Origin of the sequence: Deinococcus indicus, assembly GCF_002198095.1 — a bacterium.
GTDB lineage: Bacteria > Deinococcota > Deinococci > Deinococcales > Deinococcaceae > Deinococcus > Deinococcus caeni.
This window is the reverse complement of record NZ_NHMK01000012.1, coordinates 95,707-114,132: the sequence shown is the minus strand read 5'-3', so window position 1 is coordinate 114,132 and position 18,426 is coordinate 95,707. Positions and strand designations below refer to the sequence as shown.

11 protein-coding genes are annotated in these 18,426 nt (G+C 71.0%); all 11 read left to right on the top strand.

All coding sequences use genetic code 11. The features are described 5' to 3' along the window. Window positions 1–31 precede the first annotated feature (31 nt). Window positions 32–2,134 carry a putative baseplate assembly protein gene (locus tag CBQ26_RS10185; RefSeq protein ID WP_088248528.1) on the top strand — a complete coding sequence of 701 codons (2,103 nt, stop codon included), beginning with the start codon at window positions 32–34 and terminating at the stop codon, window positions 2,132–2,134. Beyond that, the gene (locus tag CBQ26_RS10180; protein WP_088248527.1) at window positions 2,134–3,177 is read left to right on the top strand and encodes an FHA domain-containing protein; all 1,044 of its coding nucleotides are present in this window, start codon (window positions 2,134–2,136) and stop codon (window positions 3,175–3,177) included. The genes CBQ26_RS10185 and CBQ26_RS10180 overlap by 1 nt, the downstream gene beginning before the upstream one ends. Beyond that, a complete protein-coding gene (locus tag CBQ26_RS10175; protein ID WP_088248526.1) occupies window positions 3,174–7,940 on the top strand; it encodes a protein kinase domain-containing protein in 4,767 nt (1,588 codons plus the stop codon). Before CBQ26_RS10180 ends, CBQ26_RS10175 begins: the two co-directional genes overlap by 4 nt. A gap of 49 nt (window positions 7,941–7,989) precedes the next feature. Next, window positions 7,990–8,598 (top strand): CIS tube protein, encoded by a 609-nt coding sequence (locus CBQ26_RS10170; RefSeq protein WP_055364388.1) that lies wholly within the window; start codon window positions 7,990–7,992, stop codon window positions 8,596–8,598. Beyond that, on the top strand, window positions 8,595–10,376 hold the full coding sequence (locus CBQ26_RS10165; protein WP_088248525.1) for a VgrG-related protein: 1,782 nt from the start codon (window positions 8,595–8,597) through the stop codon (window positions 10,374–10,376). Before CBQ26_RS10170 ends, CBQ26_RS10165 begins: the two co-directional genes overlap by 4 nt. 85 nt (window positions 10,377–10,461) lie before the next feature. Continuing rightward, window positions 10,462–12,444 (top strand): ATP-binding protein, encoded by a 1,983-nt coding sequence (locus CBQ26_RS10160; RefSeq protein ID WP_244898021.1) that lies wholly within the window; start codon window positions 10,462–10,464, stop codon window positions 12,442–12,444. Between the two features lie 543 nt (window positions 12,445–12,987). Next, complete coding sequence (locus CBQ26_RS10155) at window positions 12,988–14,454, top strand: NAD(P)-dependent oxidoreductase (protein WP_088248524.1); 1,467 nt, start codon at window positions 12,988–12,990, stop codon at window positions 14,452–14,454. Beyond that, the gene (gene preA / locus CBQ26_RS10150; RefSeq protein ID WP_088248523.1) at window positions 14,447–15,826 is read left to right on the top strand and encodes an NAD-dependent dihydropyrimidine dehydrogenase subunit PreA; all 1,380 of its coding nucleotides are present in this window, start codon (window positions 14,447–14,449) and stop codon (window positions 15,824–15,826) included. Before CBQ26_RS10155 ends, preA begins: the two co-directional genes overlap by 8 nt. A 2-nt stretch (window positions 15,827–15,828) precedes the next feature. Beyond that, a complete protein-coding gene (locus tag CBQ26_RS10145) occupies window positions 15,829–16,176 on the top strand; it encodes a hypothetical protein (protein ID WP_088248522.1) in 348 nt (115 codons plus the stop codon). A gap of 5 nt (window positions 16,177–16,181) precedes the next feature. Then, complete coding sequence (gene hydA / locus CBQ26_RS10140) at window positions 16,182–17,546, top strand: dihydropyrimidinase (protein ID WP_088248567.1); 1,365 nt, start codon at window positions 16,182–16,184, stop codon at window positions 17,544–17,546. 62 nt (window positions 17,547–17,608) lie between these two features. Next, window positions 17,609–18,421 carry an ABC transporter ATP-binding protein gene (locus CBQ26_RS10135; RefSeq protein ID WP_088248521.1) on the top strand — a complete coding sequence of 271 codons (813 nt, stop codon included), beginning with the start codon at window positions 17,609–17,611 and terminating at the stop codon, window positions 18,419–18,421. Window positions 18,422–18,426: the final 5 nt, after the last annotated feature.

Below are 18,426 nucleotides of genomic sequence, written 5' to 3'. Positions count from 1 at the left end.
CGCCCCCCCCTTCCTTTCTGGAGATCCCGCCGTGCCCCTACCGACCGTGAACCTCGACGACCGCCGCTTCGACGACATCCTCGAAGAGGCGCGCCGGCTCATTCCCCAGTACTGCCCGGAATGGACCGACCACAACGCCAGCGACCCCGGCATCGCCATCATCGAGATCTTCGCCTGGATGACCGACCTGCTGCTGTACCGGGTCAACCAGGTGCCGGACAAACTGCTGATCGCCTTCCTGGAGATGATCGGCGTGCAGCTCGCCCCGCCCCGCGCCGCCGTGGCGCCCGTCACGCTGTACCTGAGCGCCCCGCAGGACACGCCGCTGGTCATCGCGGCCGGCACCGAGGTCGCCACGCTGCGCACCGAGGTGAACGAGGCGACCGTGTTCTCCACCGAACGCGCCGGCGTGATCCGGCCCCCCACCCTGACGGGCCTGTTCACCGCGAACACCCTGGCGCAGGTCCGCCTGGAATCCGAGGGAACCGCCAGCGCCGAGACGGCCGGAGCGGTCCGTCACGACCTGGCGCAACTGGGCCTGCCGGGCCACCGCTTCCCGATCTTCCAGCCGGAACCGCGCCCCGGTGACGCCCTGTTCCTGCAACTCGCCGACGACCACAGCGAGCACGTGCTGGCCCTGAGCCTCGGCGTGGAACTCGCCGGGGGGGCGGGCGTGAACCCCAACCACCCGCCGTACGTCTGGGAGGCGTGGCAGGGCGGGGTCGGCCGCTGGGTGCCGTGCGAGGTCGAGTACGACGGCACGCACGCCTTCAACGTGTCCGGCGAACTGATCCTGCGCCTGCCCGCCATGCGCGAGGGCGCGTTCTTCGACCGGCGCGGCTACTGGCTGCGCTGCCGCCTGACGAACGAACAGATGCACGCCGGGTACAAGGTCAGCCCCGACCTGGAAACCCTGCAGGTGGACGCGCGCGGCATCACGGTCCCCGCCCGGCACGCCACGGTCGTCATGAACGAACTGCTCGGGCAGAGTACCGGCGTGCCCGGCCAGCGGTTCCGGCTGCTGCACGGCCCGGTCCTGAACCTCGACCCGGACCGGGACGTGGTGGAGGCCACGACCGCCGAGGGCGACACGCTGGTGTTCACGCCCGTGATCGACTTCTCGGAATCCGGCCCGGAAGACCGGCACTTCACGCTCGACACGACGAGCGGCGAGGTGGCGTTCGGCCCCAGCATCCTGCAACCCGACGGCAGCGTCTACCGCTTCGGCGCGGCCCCCCCGCCCGACGCGGCCGTCCGCCTGCGCCGCTACCAGTACGGGGGCGGCGCGTCCGGGAACGTCCCGGCCCGCACCCTGACCGTCCTGAAAAGCAGCGTGCCGTACGTGGCGCGCGTCACGAACCACGCCCCGGCCGCCGGGGGCCGCAACGGCCAGCAGCTCGAGGACGCCCTGCACCGCGTGCCGTCGCTGCTGCGCACCCGCACGCGCGCCGTGACCGCCGACGACTACGAGTTCCTGGCGGCGCAGGTGCCGGGCGTGGCCCGCGCGCGCTGCGTGACGCCGAACATGGCCGTGCCGGGGCAGACGTACCCCGGCTCGCTGCGCGCCCTGAACGTCCCGGCCGGGCAGGTCACGCTGGCGCTGCTGCCGGGCGTGTCGCTCGACGACCTGATCGGCCCGGACAGCGACGTGACCGACCCGCTCTCGCCGCTGACCGGCCGGATCGCGCCGGAACGCCTGACGCTCAGCGCCGAACTGCGCGCCGCCGCGCAGGAGGAACTCGACCTGCGCCGCCCGGTCGGCACGACCCTGGACCTGCGCGCCCCGCAGTACGTGTGGGTCAGCGTGACCGCCACCATCCGCTCGTACCCCGGCGCGAGCCGCCCGGCCCGCGAGGACGTGCGCCGCCGCGCCATGCAGGCCCTGTACGGCTACCTGAATCCCTTCACGGGCGGCCCCGACGGGCGCGGCTGGCCGTTCGGCCGGACCCTCAGCATCAGCGAACTGTACGGCCTGCTGCGCGGCGTGAGCGGCGTGGAGGTCGCCGAGGACGTGCAGGTCGTCCTGACCGAACCCGGCCAGCCGCAGCAGCGCGAGACCGTCACCGGCAGCCTCCCGCTGCCCCCGCAGGCGCTGATCGTGTCGGACGTTCACCACGTGCGGGTGGATCACTGATGCCGCAACTGCAGGTCCGGCAGCGCGGCGAGGTGCTGCGCTCCCTGACCCTGGGCCGCCAGCTGTCCATCGGCCGCACGCCCGACAACGGCCTGCCGCTGCGCGACCCGAGCGTCGCCGTGCGCCACGCCGAGATCAGCGTGGAGGGCGGCGCGCTGCTGCTGACCGACCTGGCCGGCAGCGAGACCGGCACCTTCGTGAACGGCCACCGCCTCACGCCGCACCAGCCGCGCCGCCTGGAACACGGCGACGAGATCCAGATCGGGCCGTTCACCGTCGCGTTCCTGAACGACACCACGCCCGCGCCCGCCCCGCCCGCCGCGGGCCGCCGGGACGTGCATGGCGAACTCGCGGCCCGCCCGGCCCGGCCCCCGCTGCCCACCTCCCCCGCCCCGCTGCCGCCGGCGGCCGGGCCGGCCATGTACACGTCGTTCCTGCCGCCCTTCTACCAGGAATCCGAGTTCCTGGCCCGCTTCCTGAAGGTCCTGGAGGGCATCTGGGAGCCGCTGCAACGCCGGCAGGACAGCGTGGACCTGCACTTCGACCCGCGGGTCGCGCCGCCGCCCGTGCTGGGCTGGACGGCGCAGTGGCTGGGCATTCCCCTGGACCCGCACTGGCCCGAGGCGCGGCAGCGGGCGTGGCTGCGCGAGGCGGTCACGCTGTACCGCTGGCGCGGCACCCGCTACGGCCTGACCCGCGCGCTGGAAACCGTGTACGGCCTGACGCCGGTGCTGCGCGAGGATTCGGCCGAGCCGCACACGCTGCGCGTCACGCTGCTCGACTCCCTGGACGGCGAGGACACCGCCGGGCGCGGGGCCGTCACGGCCTTCGTGTACGCGCACGCGCCGGCGCACGCCCGCGTGATCGTGGAGTGGGCCGACCCGCCCCCCACCGCGCCGCCCGGCCCTGCCCGGCCTGATCCCACGCCCGATCCCGCCCGGCCTGATCCTGCCCCCGACCCCGCCCGGCCTGACCTTCCCCCCGACCCCGCCGCGCCGCCCCCTCCACGGACCTCACGCCCCACCCAGGACGTCTCTGAATGACCGACAGCACTGCCTTCCACCACTACCAGCTGGGCCGGCCGCTCGGCAGCGGCTGGCTCGGCCCGGTCCACGTGGCCGCCGACCTCGACGAGAACCGCGAGGTCGCCCTGCGCGTCCTGGACGACACCAGCAGCGGCCAGTCGTTCCTGATCATGCAGCTCGAGCGGCTGCTGCTGAAGGTCAACTCGCTGCGGCACGCGAACGTCCTGCCGACCGAACCGCTGCAGCACCGCGACCGCCGGGCCTTCTACGCCATGGAGCTGGGCCGGCAGGGCAGCGCCCGCCAGCTGCTGCAGGGGCAGGCGCGCAGCGCCCAGCCGCTCCCGATCGTGACGGCCACCGACCTGATCCGGCAGGCGGCCGCCGGACTGGCCCACGCGCACGACCAGGGCCTGATGCACGGCAACCTGAAACCCGAGAACCTGATCCTGCAACCCGGCCGCGCCCTGCTGGGGCAGACCGGGTACGTCACGCAACTCTCGGATTTCGGGCTGGCTGAGCTGCGCGCCGGCAGTTACGGCACCCACGACCGCGCCGTCGTGAACGCCCTGGCGTACATGAGCCCCGAACAGTGCCGGGGCGTGCGTAACGAACTGCGCACCGACCTGTACGCGCTGGGCCTGATTCTGTACGAACTCGTGACCGGCCTGGTGCCCTTCGAGATCCGCGACGCCGCCGAGGCGCTCGAGAAGCACCAGCACGTCGCTCCGCGCGTGCCCAGCCTGCTGCGCCCGGACCTGCCCCCCGCGCTGGAGGAGGTCATCCTGACCTGCCTCGCCAAGGACCCGCAGGACCGGTACGCCAGCGCCCGCGCGCTCGAGGCGGCCCTGCAGGAGGTCCTGAACGCCCTGATGCCCGGCGGGCCGGAACCCACCCTGCGCCTGAGCGCCCTGCCGGTCCTGCCGCCCGCCCCCAGCCTCGACGGGCAGGAGAGCGGGCCGGACACGCGGCTGCTGGTGTTCAGCGAACGTCACGAACTGCTGCGTACCCAGGTCGTCACGTCGCCCAGCCTGACGGTGGGGCGCGCGCCGGACAACGCGGTCGTGCTGGAACACATCGGCGTGAGCCGCCACCACCTGAACGTGGAATTCACGGGCGGGCAGGCGCACGTCACGGAACTGACCGCCACGAACGGCACCGTCATGGACGGCCTGCCCCTGACGCCCATGACCCGCCTGCGCTGGCCGGCCCGCACGCCGCTGTACCTGCGGCCCTACTGGCTGGTGCTGCTCGACCCGGTGCAGGCCCCCGCGCCGCCCCGCATCGTGGTGAAACCCGAACAGGACCGCGTGACCCTGGTGCCGGGCACGCCTTTCACGCTGCACCTGTTGCTCGCGAACACCGGCCCGACCGTGGACCACTTCCGCGTCAGCCTCGACGGCCTGCCGCCCGAGTGGGTGCAGGACGCGCACGGCGAGGTGCAGCTGAACCCCGGCATGCAGGGCCACACCACCCTGACGCTGCTCGCCCCGCGCGACAGCGCCAGCCGCGCCGGCGAGTACCCGGTCACGGTCCTGGCCCGCTCCCGCGAGGACCCCACCCAGAGCGGCCGCGCGCCGCTGGCCGTGACGGTCGCGCCCTTCGAGGAGACGGTCGCCACGCTGCTGCCCGCCGTGCGGCGCACCTGGCGGCACGCCCGCTACGTGCTGCGCGTCGAGAACCGCGGCAACACCGACGGCGTCCTGCTGCCGCGCCTGCGTGACAACGAGGGCGCGCTGCGGATCCTGCCGCGCCTGCAGGACCTCGTGACCGTTCCGCAGACGACCACGACGGGCATGCCGGTCGACCCGACCCAGCTGGCCCGCGAGACGGCGCGGCAGGCGACCGCCGAGGCCCGCCACGCCGCCATGATGGCCGCCCGTCAGGCCGTGCAGGGCCAGGGCCGCATCCGCGTGAACGACCTGCCGGCCCGCCTGCCGCTGGGCGCCGGGCAGTCGCGCGAGGAGGAACTGCGCGTGCGGGTGCCGCTGCGCTGGCTCGGCGCGCCCAGCCAGCACGACCTGCAGGTGGACGTGTTCCCGGAACGCCCGGACGGCGAGCCCGGCGAACACCCGGCCGCGCAGGCCCGCGCGGAACTGCACCACCTGCCGCTCGTGCCGCTGTGGATGCTGCCGCTGATCCTGATCCTGCTGGGCGTGCTGATCTGGCTGCTGACCCGCCCGCCCACCATCAACACCTTCAACCTGGCGGGCAGCGACACGGTCGTCCGGCCGGGGCAGCCGTTCACGCTGCGCTGGGACACGCAGAACGCCACGCGCGTCAGCATCCCGGAACTGGGCGCGGCGGGCCGGAACCTGCCGCGGGACGGCAGCCTGACGGTGCCCGGCATCAGCCGCGACCAGAAGTACACCCTGAACGCCCGCTCGCTGATCGGCCGCGCGGCGGCGAACACCCAGACCGTGCAGGCCCGTTTCGACCGGCCCGTCATCGAGGTGTTCGACGTGACGCCCGTCCGGGTGGCCGGGAACCGGCCGGTCACGGTCACGTGGCGGGTCCGGAACGCCGAGCAGGTCACGATCAGCGAGCTGGGCAAGGTGCCGGCCAGCGGCACGCGCCGCTTCCAGCCCAGCCGGGACACGACCTTCACGCTGACCGCGCAGAACGGCACGGAACGCGAGACCGACGCCCGCGCCGTCAGTGTGCTGGGACCGCAGGTGAAGACCTTCAGGATCGAACCCGCCGAGATCAGCCGGGGCGAATCCGCCGTCCTGACCTGGGAGGTCCTGAACGCCGACTCGGTCATGATCGAGGGTCTGGGCACCGTCGCGGCGCGCGGCAAGAAGACCGTCACGCCGAAGGTCGCCACGAGCTACACCATCACCGCCAGCGGCGGCAACGGCCTGACCAACTCCGCGAACGCCCGCCTGGACATCGCGACGCCCGCCCCGGAATTCACGCAGTTCGAGGTGACGCCCGGCACCGTCAAGTCCGACGGACAGTTCAAGATCACCTGGAAGACCAAGAACGCCGTCGGCGTGAACGTCCAGTACGGGGCCGGCACCGAGGACAGCGGCCCGCAGGGCGAGACCATCAAGCCCGCGCCGCCCACCGACACGGTCATCACCCTCACGGCCCGTAACGAGGCCGGCGAGCAGGTCTCCGTGAACAAGCCCCTGAAGGTCCAGCCGGTCGACCAGCAGGCCGAGGCGGAGAAACTCGCCGCCGACGCCGAGAAGGCCAACCTGGAGAAGGTCACCTTCACCGCCGAACCCGCCCGGCTGGTCGGGGAGGGCGACGTGACCCTCACCTGGAACGCGCCGGGCTTCCAGCAGGTGGACGTGCTGCCCCTCAAGGGACCGGTGAACGGCAAGTTCGACGCCAGCGGCAGCGAGATCGTCGAGAAGCTCGACCGGACCCGCACCTTCACGCTGGTGCTGTACCTGCGCGACGGCCGGAAGAAGACCATCGAGCAGCGCGTGACCGTCACGCCCCGACCCGTGGAGATCGTGGACTTCCGCGCCAGCAGCGCCGCCCTGAGCGCGCCCGGCCCCGTCACGCTCAGCTGGGACGTGCGCAACGCGCCGGCCGTGCGGATCGCCGGGCTGAGCGGCCCGCTGACCGGCGGCAAGTGGCCGGCGCGCGGTAGCACCACCCTGACTGTCCCCCGGACCCGCACCTTCGTCCTGAGCGTCGGGGAGGTGCAGCGCAGCCTGACCGTGAAGGTCACGCCGCCCACGCCGGTCGTCACGTCCTTCACGGCGCTGCCCGCCCAGCTGACCGGGCGCGGCACGGCCGTGCTGTCCTGGAACGTCACGAACGCCAGCAGCGTCCGCATCGACGGCGTGCCCGGCCCGAACGCCGACGGGTCCTGGCCCGCGTCGGGCCGCGCGACCGTGCCGGTGCAGGCCACCCGCACCTTCACGCTGCGCGCCGGCACCGTGACCCGCTCGCAGGTCGTGACGGTCCGCAGCGCCCCCACGCCGCGCATCAACGCGTTCACGGTCACGCCCGCCGCCCTGACCGGCAGCGGCCCGGTCACGCTGAGCTGGGACGTGAGCAACGCCAGCGCCGTGCGCATCAGCGGCGTGCCCGGCCCGCAGAACGGCAACTGGCCCCCGCGCGGCCGGACCACGCTGACGCTGTCGCGCACGACCAGCTTCGTCCTGACGAGCGGGCAGCAGCAGAGCAGCCGGACCGTGACCGTCACGCCCCGCCCGGCCGCCCAGACCGGCACGGCCACGCCGCCGGTCACGCCGCCCGCGCAGCCCGCCGCCACGCCGTCGGTCGTGGCGTTCAGCGCCTCGCCCCGCACGGTCCGCAGCGGCGCGTCCAGCACCCTCAGCTGGAACGTCAAGAACGCCGAACGCATCCAGATCGAGGGTCTGGACGGCAGCTTCCCGGCGCGCGGCAGCGTGAAGGTCAGCCCTGCCCAGACCACGACCTACACCCTGCTGGCCGGCGCGGTCCGCAGCGCCGCGCAGACGGTGACGGTCACGCCGGCCGCCGCGCCGGACTCGCCGTACAGCGACCTGCTCGGCTCCTGGACGCACCCGTTCGGGTACCTGACGATCCTGAACATCGACGGCCGGCGCGCCTCGGGCAGCTTCGCCAGCAACCGCGACGACATCCCGGACCTGCCCATCGACATCGTGTTCAGCGGCGGCACTCTCACCATCAGTTCCCGTTCGCTGGAATCGTTCAAGATCGTGGCGTCCATCGACCCTGGCCGCAAGATCCTGCGCGGACCGTACAGCCTGCGCGGCCAGAGCGAACGCTGGTGCGCGTACCGCCCGACCATTCCCCGGCCCGACGGCTGCGAATAACGCCCCCGCGTGACGCCCCCGCACCCACCGGGGGCACAGGAGGAACCACATGGCAGGAGGTCAGTTCACCAAGGCCCAGATCGTGCCCATCGACGGCAACGGCCGCAAGACTCCCATCGAGTGCATGTTCAACCCGCGCGAGTACACCATCTCGCGGTCCGTCGACTGGAAATCCCAGAACAGCGACACCAGCGACACCGGCAACAAGGTGTTCGTGGGTGGCTCGGCCGCCACCCTGACCCTCGAACTGTTCTTCGACACGTACGCCCGCCGCCAGTCGGCCGGGGCGGTCGAGGACGTCCGCAAGTACACCGCGCCGCTGTGGGCGCTGACCCAGATCGGCGACAAGGAAACCGACCGGGCGTCGGCCCTCCAGAAGAACCGGCCGGGCAAGGTGCTGTTCCAGTGGGGGTCCACCTGGCATTTCGAGGCGGTCATCACCAGCATGGAGCAGCAGTTCACGCTGTTCATGCCCGACGGCACGCCCGTCCGCTCGGTCATCAAGGTGTCGCTGGAACAGGCGGACCGGTCCACCGCCTTCCACGGCGCCAGCGGCGGCACGTCCACGTACCACGTCAGCCAGGGCATCCGCGAACGGGCGGCGCAGCGCGGCTTCGTGGGCGACCTGCGCGCCACGTCCTTCGGGAAGGGTTCGTGACCCGCGCCGCCCCCCGCAACCCGGTCGAGGGCGCCGTCAGCAGCCTGTTCCTGAACATCGACGGGCAGGACATGCCCCGCGCGCTGTTCGAGCAGATCGACGAGGTCACGGTCGACAGCAGCCTGCAGCTGCCGGACGTGGCTACCGTCACGCTGCGCGACCCGCAGGGCCTGCTCGTCGACGACGAGAAGTTCCGGCTGGGCGCCCGCATCAAGGTGATCGCGCAGGTCAAGAGCCACCGCGAGACGGTCTTCGACGGGGAACTCGTGGAGGTCGAGCCGCGCTTCACCCGCTCCACGCAGTTCCTGCGGCTGCGCGCCTTCGACCGCCTGCACCGCCTGGCGCGCGGCACGCACACCCGCTCGTTCCTGAACGTCAGCGACATGGATCTCGTGAAGAAACTCGCGGGTGAGGCCGGCATGACCGCCCGCACCGAGGCCAGCAGCGTCGTCCACCCGTACGTGCTGCAACACAACCAGACCAACCTCGCGTTCCTGCGCGAACGCGCCTCGCGCCTGGGGTACATCCTGTACGCCGACGGCACCGAACTGCGCTGCGAGAGCGTGCGCGGCCAGGACCCCATCGAACTCGTGTGGGGCGACACCCTGACCGAGTTCCTGCCGCGCCTGACCAGCCTGGGACAGACCAGCCAGAGCACCGTGCGCTCCTGGGACCCCAGGCAGAAACGCAGCGTGGTCGGGCAGGCCGCCGCCGGGCAGGGCAAGGCGCAGGTGCCGGAATCGTCCCGCAGCGAGGGCGTCGCGCAGCAGGCCTTCGACATGGACGCCCCCACCACCAGCAGCACCCTGATCGTGCGGGAGCAGGCGTACGCGACCGCCATCGCGCAGGCGCAGCGCAACCGCGTCAGCGAACACCTGATCGAGGCGCGCGGCACCGCCGCCGGCTACCCGCGCCTGACCGCCGGCACCACCCTGGACGTGAAGAACGTCGGGCGGCGCTTCAGCGGGCAGTACGTGGCCAGCAGCGTCCGGCACCTGTACCGCAACGGCGAGGGCTACAGCACCGAGTTCAGCGTGACCGGCAGCCGCCCGGACTCGCTGGCCGCCCTGATCCGCCAGAGCGCCGCCGGCACGCACGACGCGCCGTACACGCCGGTGCCGGGCCTGATGATCGGCATCGTCACGAACAACGAGGACCCGCAGGACCAGGGCCGCGTGAAACTGAAACTCCCGGCCCTGACCGAGGACGACGAGAGCGACTGGGCGCGCGTGGTCGGCGTGGGCAACGGCGGCGGGCGCGGCTCGCAGTTCACGCCGGAAGTGAACGACGAGGTCCTCGTGGGCTTCGAACACGGCGACATCCACCACCCGTACGTGATCGGGGGCCTGTGGAACGGCAGCGACGCCCCGCCCCGCCCGACCGGCAAGACCATCAAGAACGGCAAGGTCATCCAGCGCGTCTACCGCACCCGCCTGGGCCACGAACTGATCTACGACGACCCCATCGACCCCGACCCGCCGAAAGTGACCGTCCAGAGCAGCAGGAAACATGCCCTGGAACTGAACGACGACAAGAAGAAACCCTTCACGGAACTGCGCACCGCCGCCGGACACCGCCTGACCCTGATGGACGACCCGAAAGCCCCGTTCGTGGTCCTGCGCGACCGCAACGGCAACGAGGTCCACCTGGACAGCAAGAGCAACACCCTGACCATCACCAGCACCGGCCGCCTGGAACTCAAGGCCCGCAGCGGCGTCCGCATCGACGGGGGCGGCGGGAACGTGGACGTCCGGGGCGTCATGATCAACCTCAATTGACCCCGGACCGCCCGACGGGTCGCGTCCGCCCGGACCCGGCGGCCCTGCCAGCCGTTCAACCGGAGTCCGTATCACAGGAGACCGTATGCCCCACTCCCCATCCCAGCCGACCCCGTCCCGCGCCGCGCCGGACCCGCTGAGCCCGGCCGGGCTGCTCCCCGCGCAGGCCCTCCAGACGCTGTGCGACGGACTGAGCGCGCAGGTGCTGGACGTGGCGCTGAACGAGCAGGCCGAACCGGACGTGCGGTACGTGGTGACGCTGCCGGACCTGCGCGGTACGCGGCTGGCGCACGCGCAGGCGCGGCTGGACCTGACGGACTTCGAGACGGGCGTGCTGGCCCTGGCCCTGGCGACCGAACTGTACCCGGAACGGATGCTGGCCGCCTGCGCCGCCGCGCTCCAGATGGAGAGCCTGTACGCGGCGTTCCTGACGCCCGCCCTGACCCGCCGCTGGCTGCTGAGCGACGAGTGGACCGAGGGGGACGCCTTCAGCTCCACGCGCCCGCTGCTGGCGTGCGGCCTGATCGAGTTCGGCAGCAGCGCGAACGCCAGCGTGCTGGAGGCCCTGACGCCCCTGCGGCTCAGCGCGGGCCTGCTCGCCGACCTGCGCGGCGGGGCGGACGTTCCGCCGGACCTGCGCGGCGTGCTGCGCCCCCTGCCGGGCGGCGGCCTGCTGAGCGACTCGCAGCAGGCGCAGCTGGACGGCCTGAACGGACACCTGCACGCTGGCCCGGACCGCGCCGCGCTGCTGTTCGGCACGAACACCGGCGGCATGCTGTCCCTCGCCGCGCACCTGCTGGGCCGCGAGGCGCACCTGCTGGACCTGCCGAACCTGGCCGCCCGGCCCGCCGACGAGCAGGAGACGCTGCTGCGCGCCCTGCGGCGCGACACCCGCCTGCGCGGCGCGCGGCTGGTGCTGGACGCCGCCACGCCCCTGCCCGACGCGCAGCCGCCGGAGGGGCTGGTGGACCGGGTGCTCGACGCGGCCGCCGGGCCGGTCGTGATCGTCGCGGCCGACCCCCTGCCGCTCGACTCGCCGCGCGCCCTCGTGAGCGCCGGGGTCGGTGCCCCCACGCCCGCCGAGCAGCGGGAGCGCTGGGCGCAGGCGCTGGGCGTCAGCGCGGAGCAGCCGCTGCTGCGGCAGCTGGGCGACCAGTTTCACCTGAACCTGGACCGCATCGACGCCCTGGCACGCGAGGCCCGCGCCGCCCTGTCCGGCAGCGCCGACCCGTCGGCGCGGATCGAACGGGCCTGGGAGGCCGCGCGCGGCGCGAACCGCCGCCTGATGGGCAGCCTCGCGCAGCGCATCGAGACCCGCGCCCGCTGGGCGGACCTGATCCTGCCGGACGCCGAACGGCTGGCGCTCGAGCAGATCGCCGCGCACGTCCGGCACCGCTCGGTGGTGTACGAGGACCTCGGCATGGCCCGGCCCGGCCGGGGCCGCTCGATCACGGCGCTGTTCAGCGGTCCCAGCGGCACCGGCAAGACCCTCAGCGCCGAGGTGCTGGCGCACGACCTGAACCTCGACCTGTACCGCGTGGACCTGAGCAGCACGGTCAGCAAGTACATCGGCGAGACCGAGAAGAACCTCAGGAAAATCTTCGATGCGGCTGACCAGGGCGGCTGCGTCCTGCTGTTCGACGAGGCCGACAGCGTCTTCGGGAAGCGCGGCGAGGTCCGCGACAGCAACGACCGTTACGCGAACACCCAGGTGAACTACCTGCTGCAACGCCTGGAGACGTTCAACGGTCTGGCCCTGCTGACCACCAACCTGGAAAGCAGCATGGACGTGGCCTTCATGCGCCGGCTGGCGTTCGTGGTGAACTTCCGCGCGCCGCAGGCCCCGGAACGCGAGCGGCTGTGGCGGGGCGCGTTCCCGGCGGCGCTGGACACCAGCGGCGTGGAGTTCGCGCGGCTGGCGGCGGCCGACGTGTCCGGCGGCAACATCCGCAGCGTCGCCATGAACGCCGTGTTCATGTCCGTGGCGCGCCGCGTTCCGCTGGACCACGCGCTGGTCGAGGAAGCCCTGCACCTGGAGTTCCGCAAGCTGGGCCGGCTGGTGCTGTGACGGCCCGGTGGTGGACGGCGGCGGCCCCGGCCTGAGCACAGTCGGCATGGACTTCGGCTGCCCGCCCCGGCCAATCGCTCGAATCTGCATTCTGTCGCCAGATTGGATGACGGAATGCAGATTTCATACCGGGTTGTGGCAGAAATCAGCCTTCTGTGTGCATATCGTTACGGCGTGAACGAGAAATATGCAGAACGTGAATGGTCGGCCGGGAGGGTGGCGAACGTCGTGATTGTCGGACGCGATCAGCGTACTCCTGTCGGGACCCGCAGCTCAATAGATGAATAAATATGCAATCTGTGGCGATTGGAGTCCGAGGGTGGCATGCCCGGATTTAGCTGGACACTCTGTCAAAAATGCGTCTGAATGCGGCTCAATTTGTCGGCGGGACGCATGGGTAAGTTGAAGACCCTGAGAATAATCATCCAGACAACGATTGACGTTATGCACTCGCGGGGCCTACAATCATGATCATTCGGTTAAATCTGCTCCCGTGAGGGCCGAACCGACCCCGCCCATCCCCCCCGAGTTGCGAGGTCAGTCATGGAACCCACCCGTCCCGCCCCGCCCGCCGCCCCCTCCCCACAGCCCTTTCAGGAACTCCTGCCGCCCATGACCGCGCACGAGGCGAGCGTCGAGGCCAACCGCTGCCTGTACTGCTACGACGCGCCGTGCCTGCAGGCCTGCCCCACCCACATCGACATCCCGACCTTCATCCGCAAGATCGCCACCGGGAACCTGCGCGGCTCGGCCCGGACCATCCTGGAGAGCAACTTCCTGGGCGGCACCTGCGCCCGCGTCTGCCCCGTGCAGGAACTCTGCGAGGGTGCCTGCGTGCTCGGCCCGGACCACACGCCCATCCAGATCGGCCGCCTGCAACGCCACGCCGTCGACCACGTGCAGGAACGCGGCATCCAGCTGTTCACGCCCGCCCCCGCCACCGGGCACCGCGTCGCCGTGGTGGGCAGCGGTCCCGCCGGGATCAGCGCCAGCGCCGAACTCGCAAAAGCCGGGCATGAGGTCACCCTGTACGAGAAACGCGAGCTGGGCGGCGGCCTGAGCACCTACGGCATCATCGTGCTGCGCGAACCGGTCGAGGTCGCGCTGCGCGAGGTGCAGGCTGTCCGCGACCTCGGCGTGAACGTCGTCACCGGACACGAACTGACCACCCGCGCGGGCCTGGACGACCTGCTGAGCGCCCACGACGCCGTGATCCTCGCGCTGGGCCTGGGCGCCGTGCCTGCCCTCGGCATTCCCGGCGAGCAACACATCCTCGACGGATTGCAGGTCATCGAGGCCAGCAAGATGGAGCGGCCCACCGGGGTCGGCACGCGCGCCGTGATCATCGGTGCGGGGAACACCGCCGTGGACGCCGCCACCATCGCCCGGCGCTCCGGCGCGGACACCCTGATGGTGTACCGCCGCACCGAACGCGAGATGACCGCCTACCACCACGAGTACCTCTTCGCCCTGAGCGAGGGCATCACCTTCAGCTTCCTGACCCAGCCCGTGGAAGTCCTGCACGAAGGCGGGCAGGTCACGGGCCTGCGCTGCGTCCGCATGGGCCTTGGCGCACCCGACGCTTCGGGCCGCGCCCGCCCGGAACCCATCCCCGGCAGCGATTTCGTGATCCCCTGCGACACCGTCATCAGCGCCATCGGGCAGGAGAAACCCGCGCTGGCCGCCACGCTGGGCCTGGAACTGGACGGCGGGTACATCCGCGTGGACGATGCCCTGCAGACCAGCCTCCCGCGCGTGTACGCCGCCGGGGACTGCGTGCGTGCACGCGGGAACGCCAGCACCGTCATGGCCGTGCAGGACGGCAAGATCGCCGCCGCCAGCATCGAACGCGCCCTGGGCCGCACGCCGAACGTCACCCTGAAGCCCACGCCGCCCGCCGAGGTCCGCGAGCACCCGCTGTACCTCGCCGCGCACGGCCCCGTTCCCACCGGCCCGAACCAGACCGCCGCCCCGGCCTACACGCCCGTCACGGAGGCCCACCATGGCTGACCTCAGCATCGACTTCGCGGGCATCCGCTCGCCCAACCCCTTCTGGCTGGCCTCCGCGCCCCCCACCAACAGCGGCGCGCAGATCCACCGCGCCTTCGAGTACGGCTGGGGCGGCGCCGTCTGGAAGACCATCGGCGCGCCCGTCCTGAACATCAGCAACCGCTACGGCAGCCTCAGCCTGGGTGGGCGGCGCATGCTCGCCATCAACAACGTCGAACTCATCAGCGACCGCCCCCTGGACGTGAACCTGCGCGAGATCGCCGAGATCAAACGCCTCTGGCCCGACCGGGCCGTCATCGTGTCCGCCATGGTCGACGCCGACCCGCAGGCCTGGAAGGACATCGTCATGATGATCGAGGACACCGGCGCCGACGGCATCGAACTCAACTACGGCTGCCCGCAGGGCATGAGCGAACGCGGCATGGGCGCCGCCGTCGGCCAGGTGCCCGAGATGTGCCAGCTGAACACCCACTGGGTCACCAGCGTTACCCGCCTGCCCGTCATCGTGAAACTCACGCCGAACATCACCCACATCGTGGACCCCGCCCACGCCGCTCTCGCCGGAGGTGCCCACGCCCTCTCGCTCATCAACACCATCAACTCCGTCACCCGCGTCGACCTCGACACCCTGCTCGTCACGCCCAGCATCGGCGGCCGCGGCACGCACGGCGGGTACGCCGGCCCGGCCGTCAAACCCATCGCGCTGAACATGCTGACCGAACTCATGACCGATGAAGGCGTGCTGCGCAGCGGCGTGCCCATCAGCGGCATGGGCGGCATCGCCACCTGGCGCGACGCCGCCGAATTCCTCCTCCTCGGCGCCACCTCCCTGCAGGTCTGCACGGCCGCCATGCAGCACGGCTACCGCATCATCGAGGACCTCACCGACGGCCTGAGCAACTGGATGGACGACCACGGCTTCAAGACCATCGCCGACGTGACCGGCAAATCGCTGCCGCAGATGAGCACCTTCGGCGGCCTGGACCTCTCCCACCAGTCCGTCGCGCGCATCGACCAGAACAAATGCATCGGCTGCGACCTCTGCTACGCCGCCTGCAACGACACCGCCCACCAGTGCATCGACCTCGTCAGCCCCGGCGGCGTCACCGTCGACCCCGGCTACGACATGAGAACCAACGGCCGGCAGGTCGCCGACACCCGCCCCCGCCCCGTCGTGCGCGAAAGCGACTGCGTCGGCTGCGCCCTGTGCGCCAACGTCTGCCCCGTCGACGGCTGCATCACCATGGTCACCGTCCCCAGCGGCAGAGAAAGCATCACCTGGGACGAACTGACCGCCCAGCGCCCCGACATCGCCCAGAGCTGGGCCGCCATGCAGGCCTACCGCGAAGAAGTCGGCATCGAGATCCACTGAGTATGGAAGTGCCGTCATTTGAATTTCTGATTCAGGACGTCGAGAACGGCTGGTTTGAATGGAGTCCAGCCCGCTACCCGGAGCTGTTGAGGTTGCCGCAGACCCCCTCCACCGATGGTCCCGGACCGGGACACAGCCTTCAGGTAGATGACGCCTCTCTGCAGTTTTACGACGAGATGGTCGGGATTCAGGTCATCGTGTCCGGGAACGTCACCTATGAGCGGGCACATGCCCTGGTCACCGAAGTGGCCGACCATCTGGCCCGGCTCACTCAGCAGAGCGTCACCGTGTTTGAAGTCGAGGTTGAGTCGAAGGGACGGCCTGTCCGGTTCGTCATCGAAGAGGAGTGAACTGCATGACCCTACTGATTCAGAACGGCGAGATTGTCACGGACGGCAAACGGTTCAGGGCGGACGTGCTGGTGGACGGGGAGACCATCGCCCAGATCGGCGAGCACCTCGCGGTGCCCGAGGGGGCCACCGTGATCGACGCGAGCGGGAAGTTCGTGTTCCCCGGTTTCATCGACCCGCACGTGCATATCCACCTGCCGTTCATGGGGACGTTCGCGAAAGACACGCACGCGACCGGCTCGCAGGCGGCGCTGATCGGCGGGACCACGACGTTCATCGAGATGCTCGCCCCGGCGGGCAGTGAGGACCTGATGGACGGCTGGCGCACCTGGACAGGCATGGCGGCAGGGAACAGCGCCTGCGACTACACCTTCCATATCGGCGTGACCCGCTGGGATGACCGGACCGAGGCGACGCTGCGCGATCTGGTGGGACAGGGGATGCGGTCCTTCAAGGTGTTCCTGGCGTACAAGGGTGCGTTCGGGATCGATGACGCGGCGCTGTACCGGGTGTGCCGTCTGGCAGCGGAAATGGGCGTGGTGGTCACCGCGCACTGCGAGAACGCGGATCTGGTCGCAGAGTTGCAGCAGGAACTGCTTGCGGAGGGGAAGACCGGCCCCGAGTGGCACGAACCCAGTCGCCCGGAGAGCGTGGAGGCGGAGGGCACGGCGCACTTCGCGACGTTCGTGGAGATGACGGGCGCACACGGGTACGTGGTGCACCTGAGCAACGCCCGCGCGCTGGAGGCGGCGCTGGACGCCCGGTCGCGCGGCGTGAAGCTGGACGTGGAGGTCGTGATTCCGCACCTGACGCTTGACAAGACCTATGCGGAGCGGCCCGGCGTGGAGGGCGCGAAGTACGTCATGTCGCCCCCCCTGCGTGAGAAGGGGAACCAGCCCCGATTGTGGGCGGCGCTGGAACGCGGCGAGATCGCCACGGTCGCCACCGACCACTGCCCCTTCGACGTGGCGCAGAAGCACATGGGCGACGGGAACTTCACCCTCATCCCGAACGGCATTCCCGCCATCGAGGACCGCGTGAACGTCCTGTACACGCAGGGCGTCAGCCGCGGCAACCTGAGCGTCGAACGCTTCGTGGACGCCGCCAGCACCCGCGCCGCGCAGATCTTCGGGCTGTACCCCCGCAAGGGCACCGTCAGCGTGGGCAGTGACGCCGATCTGGTGATCTACGACCCCGCGTACCGGGGCACCATCAGCGCCGGGACCAGCCACATGAACAACGATTACAGCGGTTTCGAGGGCTGGGAGATCGACGGCCGGCCCGAGGTGGTCACCGTGCGAGGTCAGGTGGCCGTGCAGGGTGGCGCGTTCGTGGGCGACCCGGCGCGCGGGCAGCTGCTGCGGCGGTAGGAGCGGGCAGAGGGTTCCAGGCACGCTGAACCGGACAGGGTCCGGAGGTCCAAGGAGGAGACGTGACGTACACCAACCCCAGCCCGCAGGTCAGCCCGACCCTGGGTGAGCCGCCCATCGTGTCCATCCGCGACCTGCAGAAGGTCTTTCCGGTGCCCGGCGGGGAGACGGTCGCGCTGAAAGACGCCAACCTCAGCATCCAGCGGGGCGAGTTCATCAGCCTGATCGGCCCGAGCGGCTGCGGGAAGACCACCCTGCTGCGCCTGATGGCCGACCTGGAACAACCCACCGGCGGGGAACTGCTCATCGCGGGCCGCCCCGCCGACGAGGCCCGGCGCGAACGGCAGTACGGGTACGTGTTCCAGGCGCCCGCCCTGATGGAGTGGCGCACGGTGCTGAAAAACGTGCTGCTGCCGCTGGAGGTCATGAACGTGCCCGGCGACCGGGTAGCGCGGGCGCGCGAGATGCTGAAGCTGGTGGGTCTGGAGAAGTTCGAGCGGAACTACCCCTGGCAGCTGTCCGGTGGGATGCAGCAGCGCGTGAGCATCGCCCGCGCGCTGGCGTTCGACCCGCCGCTGCTGTTCATGGACGAACCCTTCGGCGCGCTCGACGAGATCACCCGCGAGCATCTGAACCTGGAACTGCTGCGCCTGTGGCGCGAGACGGGCAAGACCGTGATCTTCGTGACGCACTCCATCCCGGAAGCGGTGTTCCTGAGTACCCGCGTGGTCGTCATGACCGCCCGCCCCGGCCGCATCGAGGGCGTCGTGGACATCGACCTGCCCCACCCGCGCAGCGACGACACCCGCGAGGACCCACGTTTCTTCACGCTCGCCACCGAGATCCGCGAACTGCTCAAGAAGGGACACGCGTGAGCGGG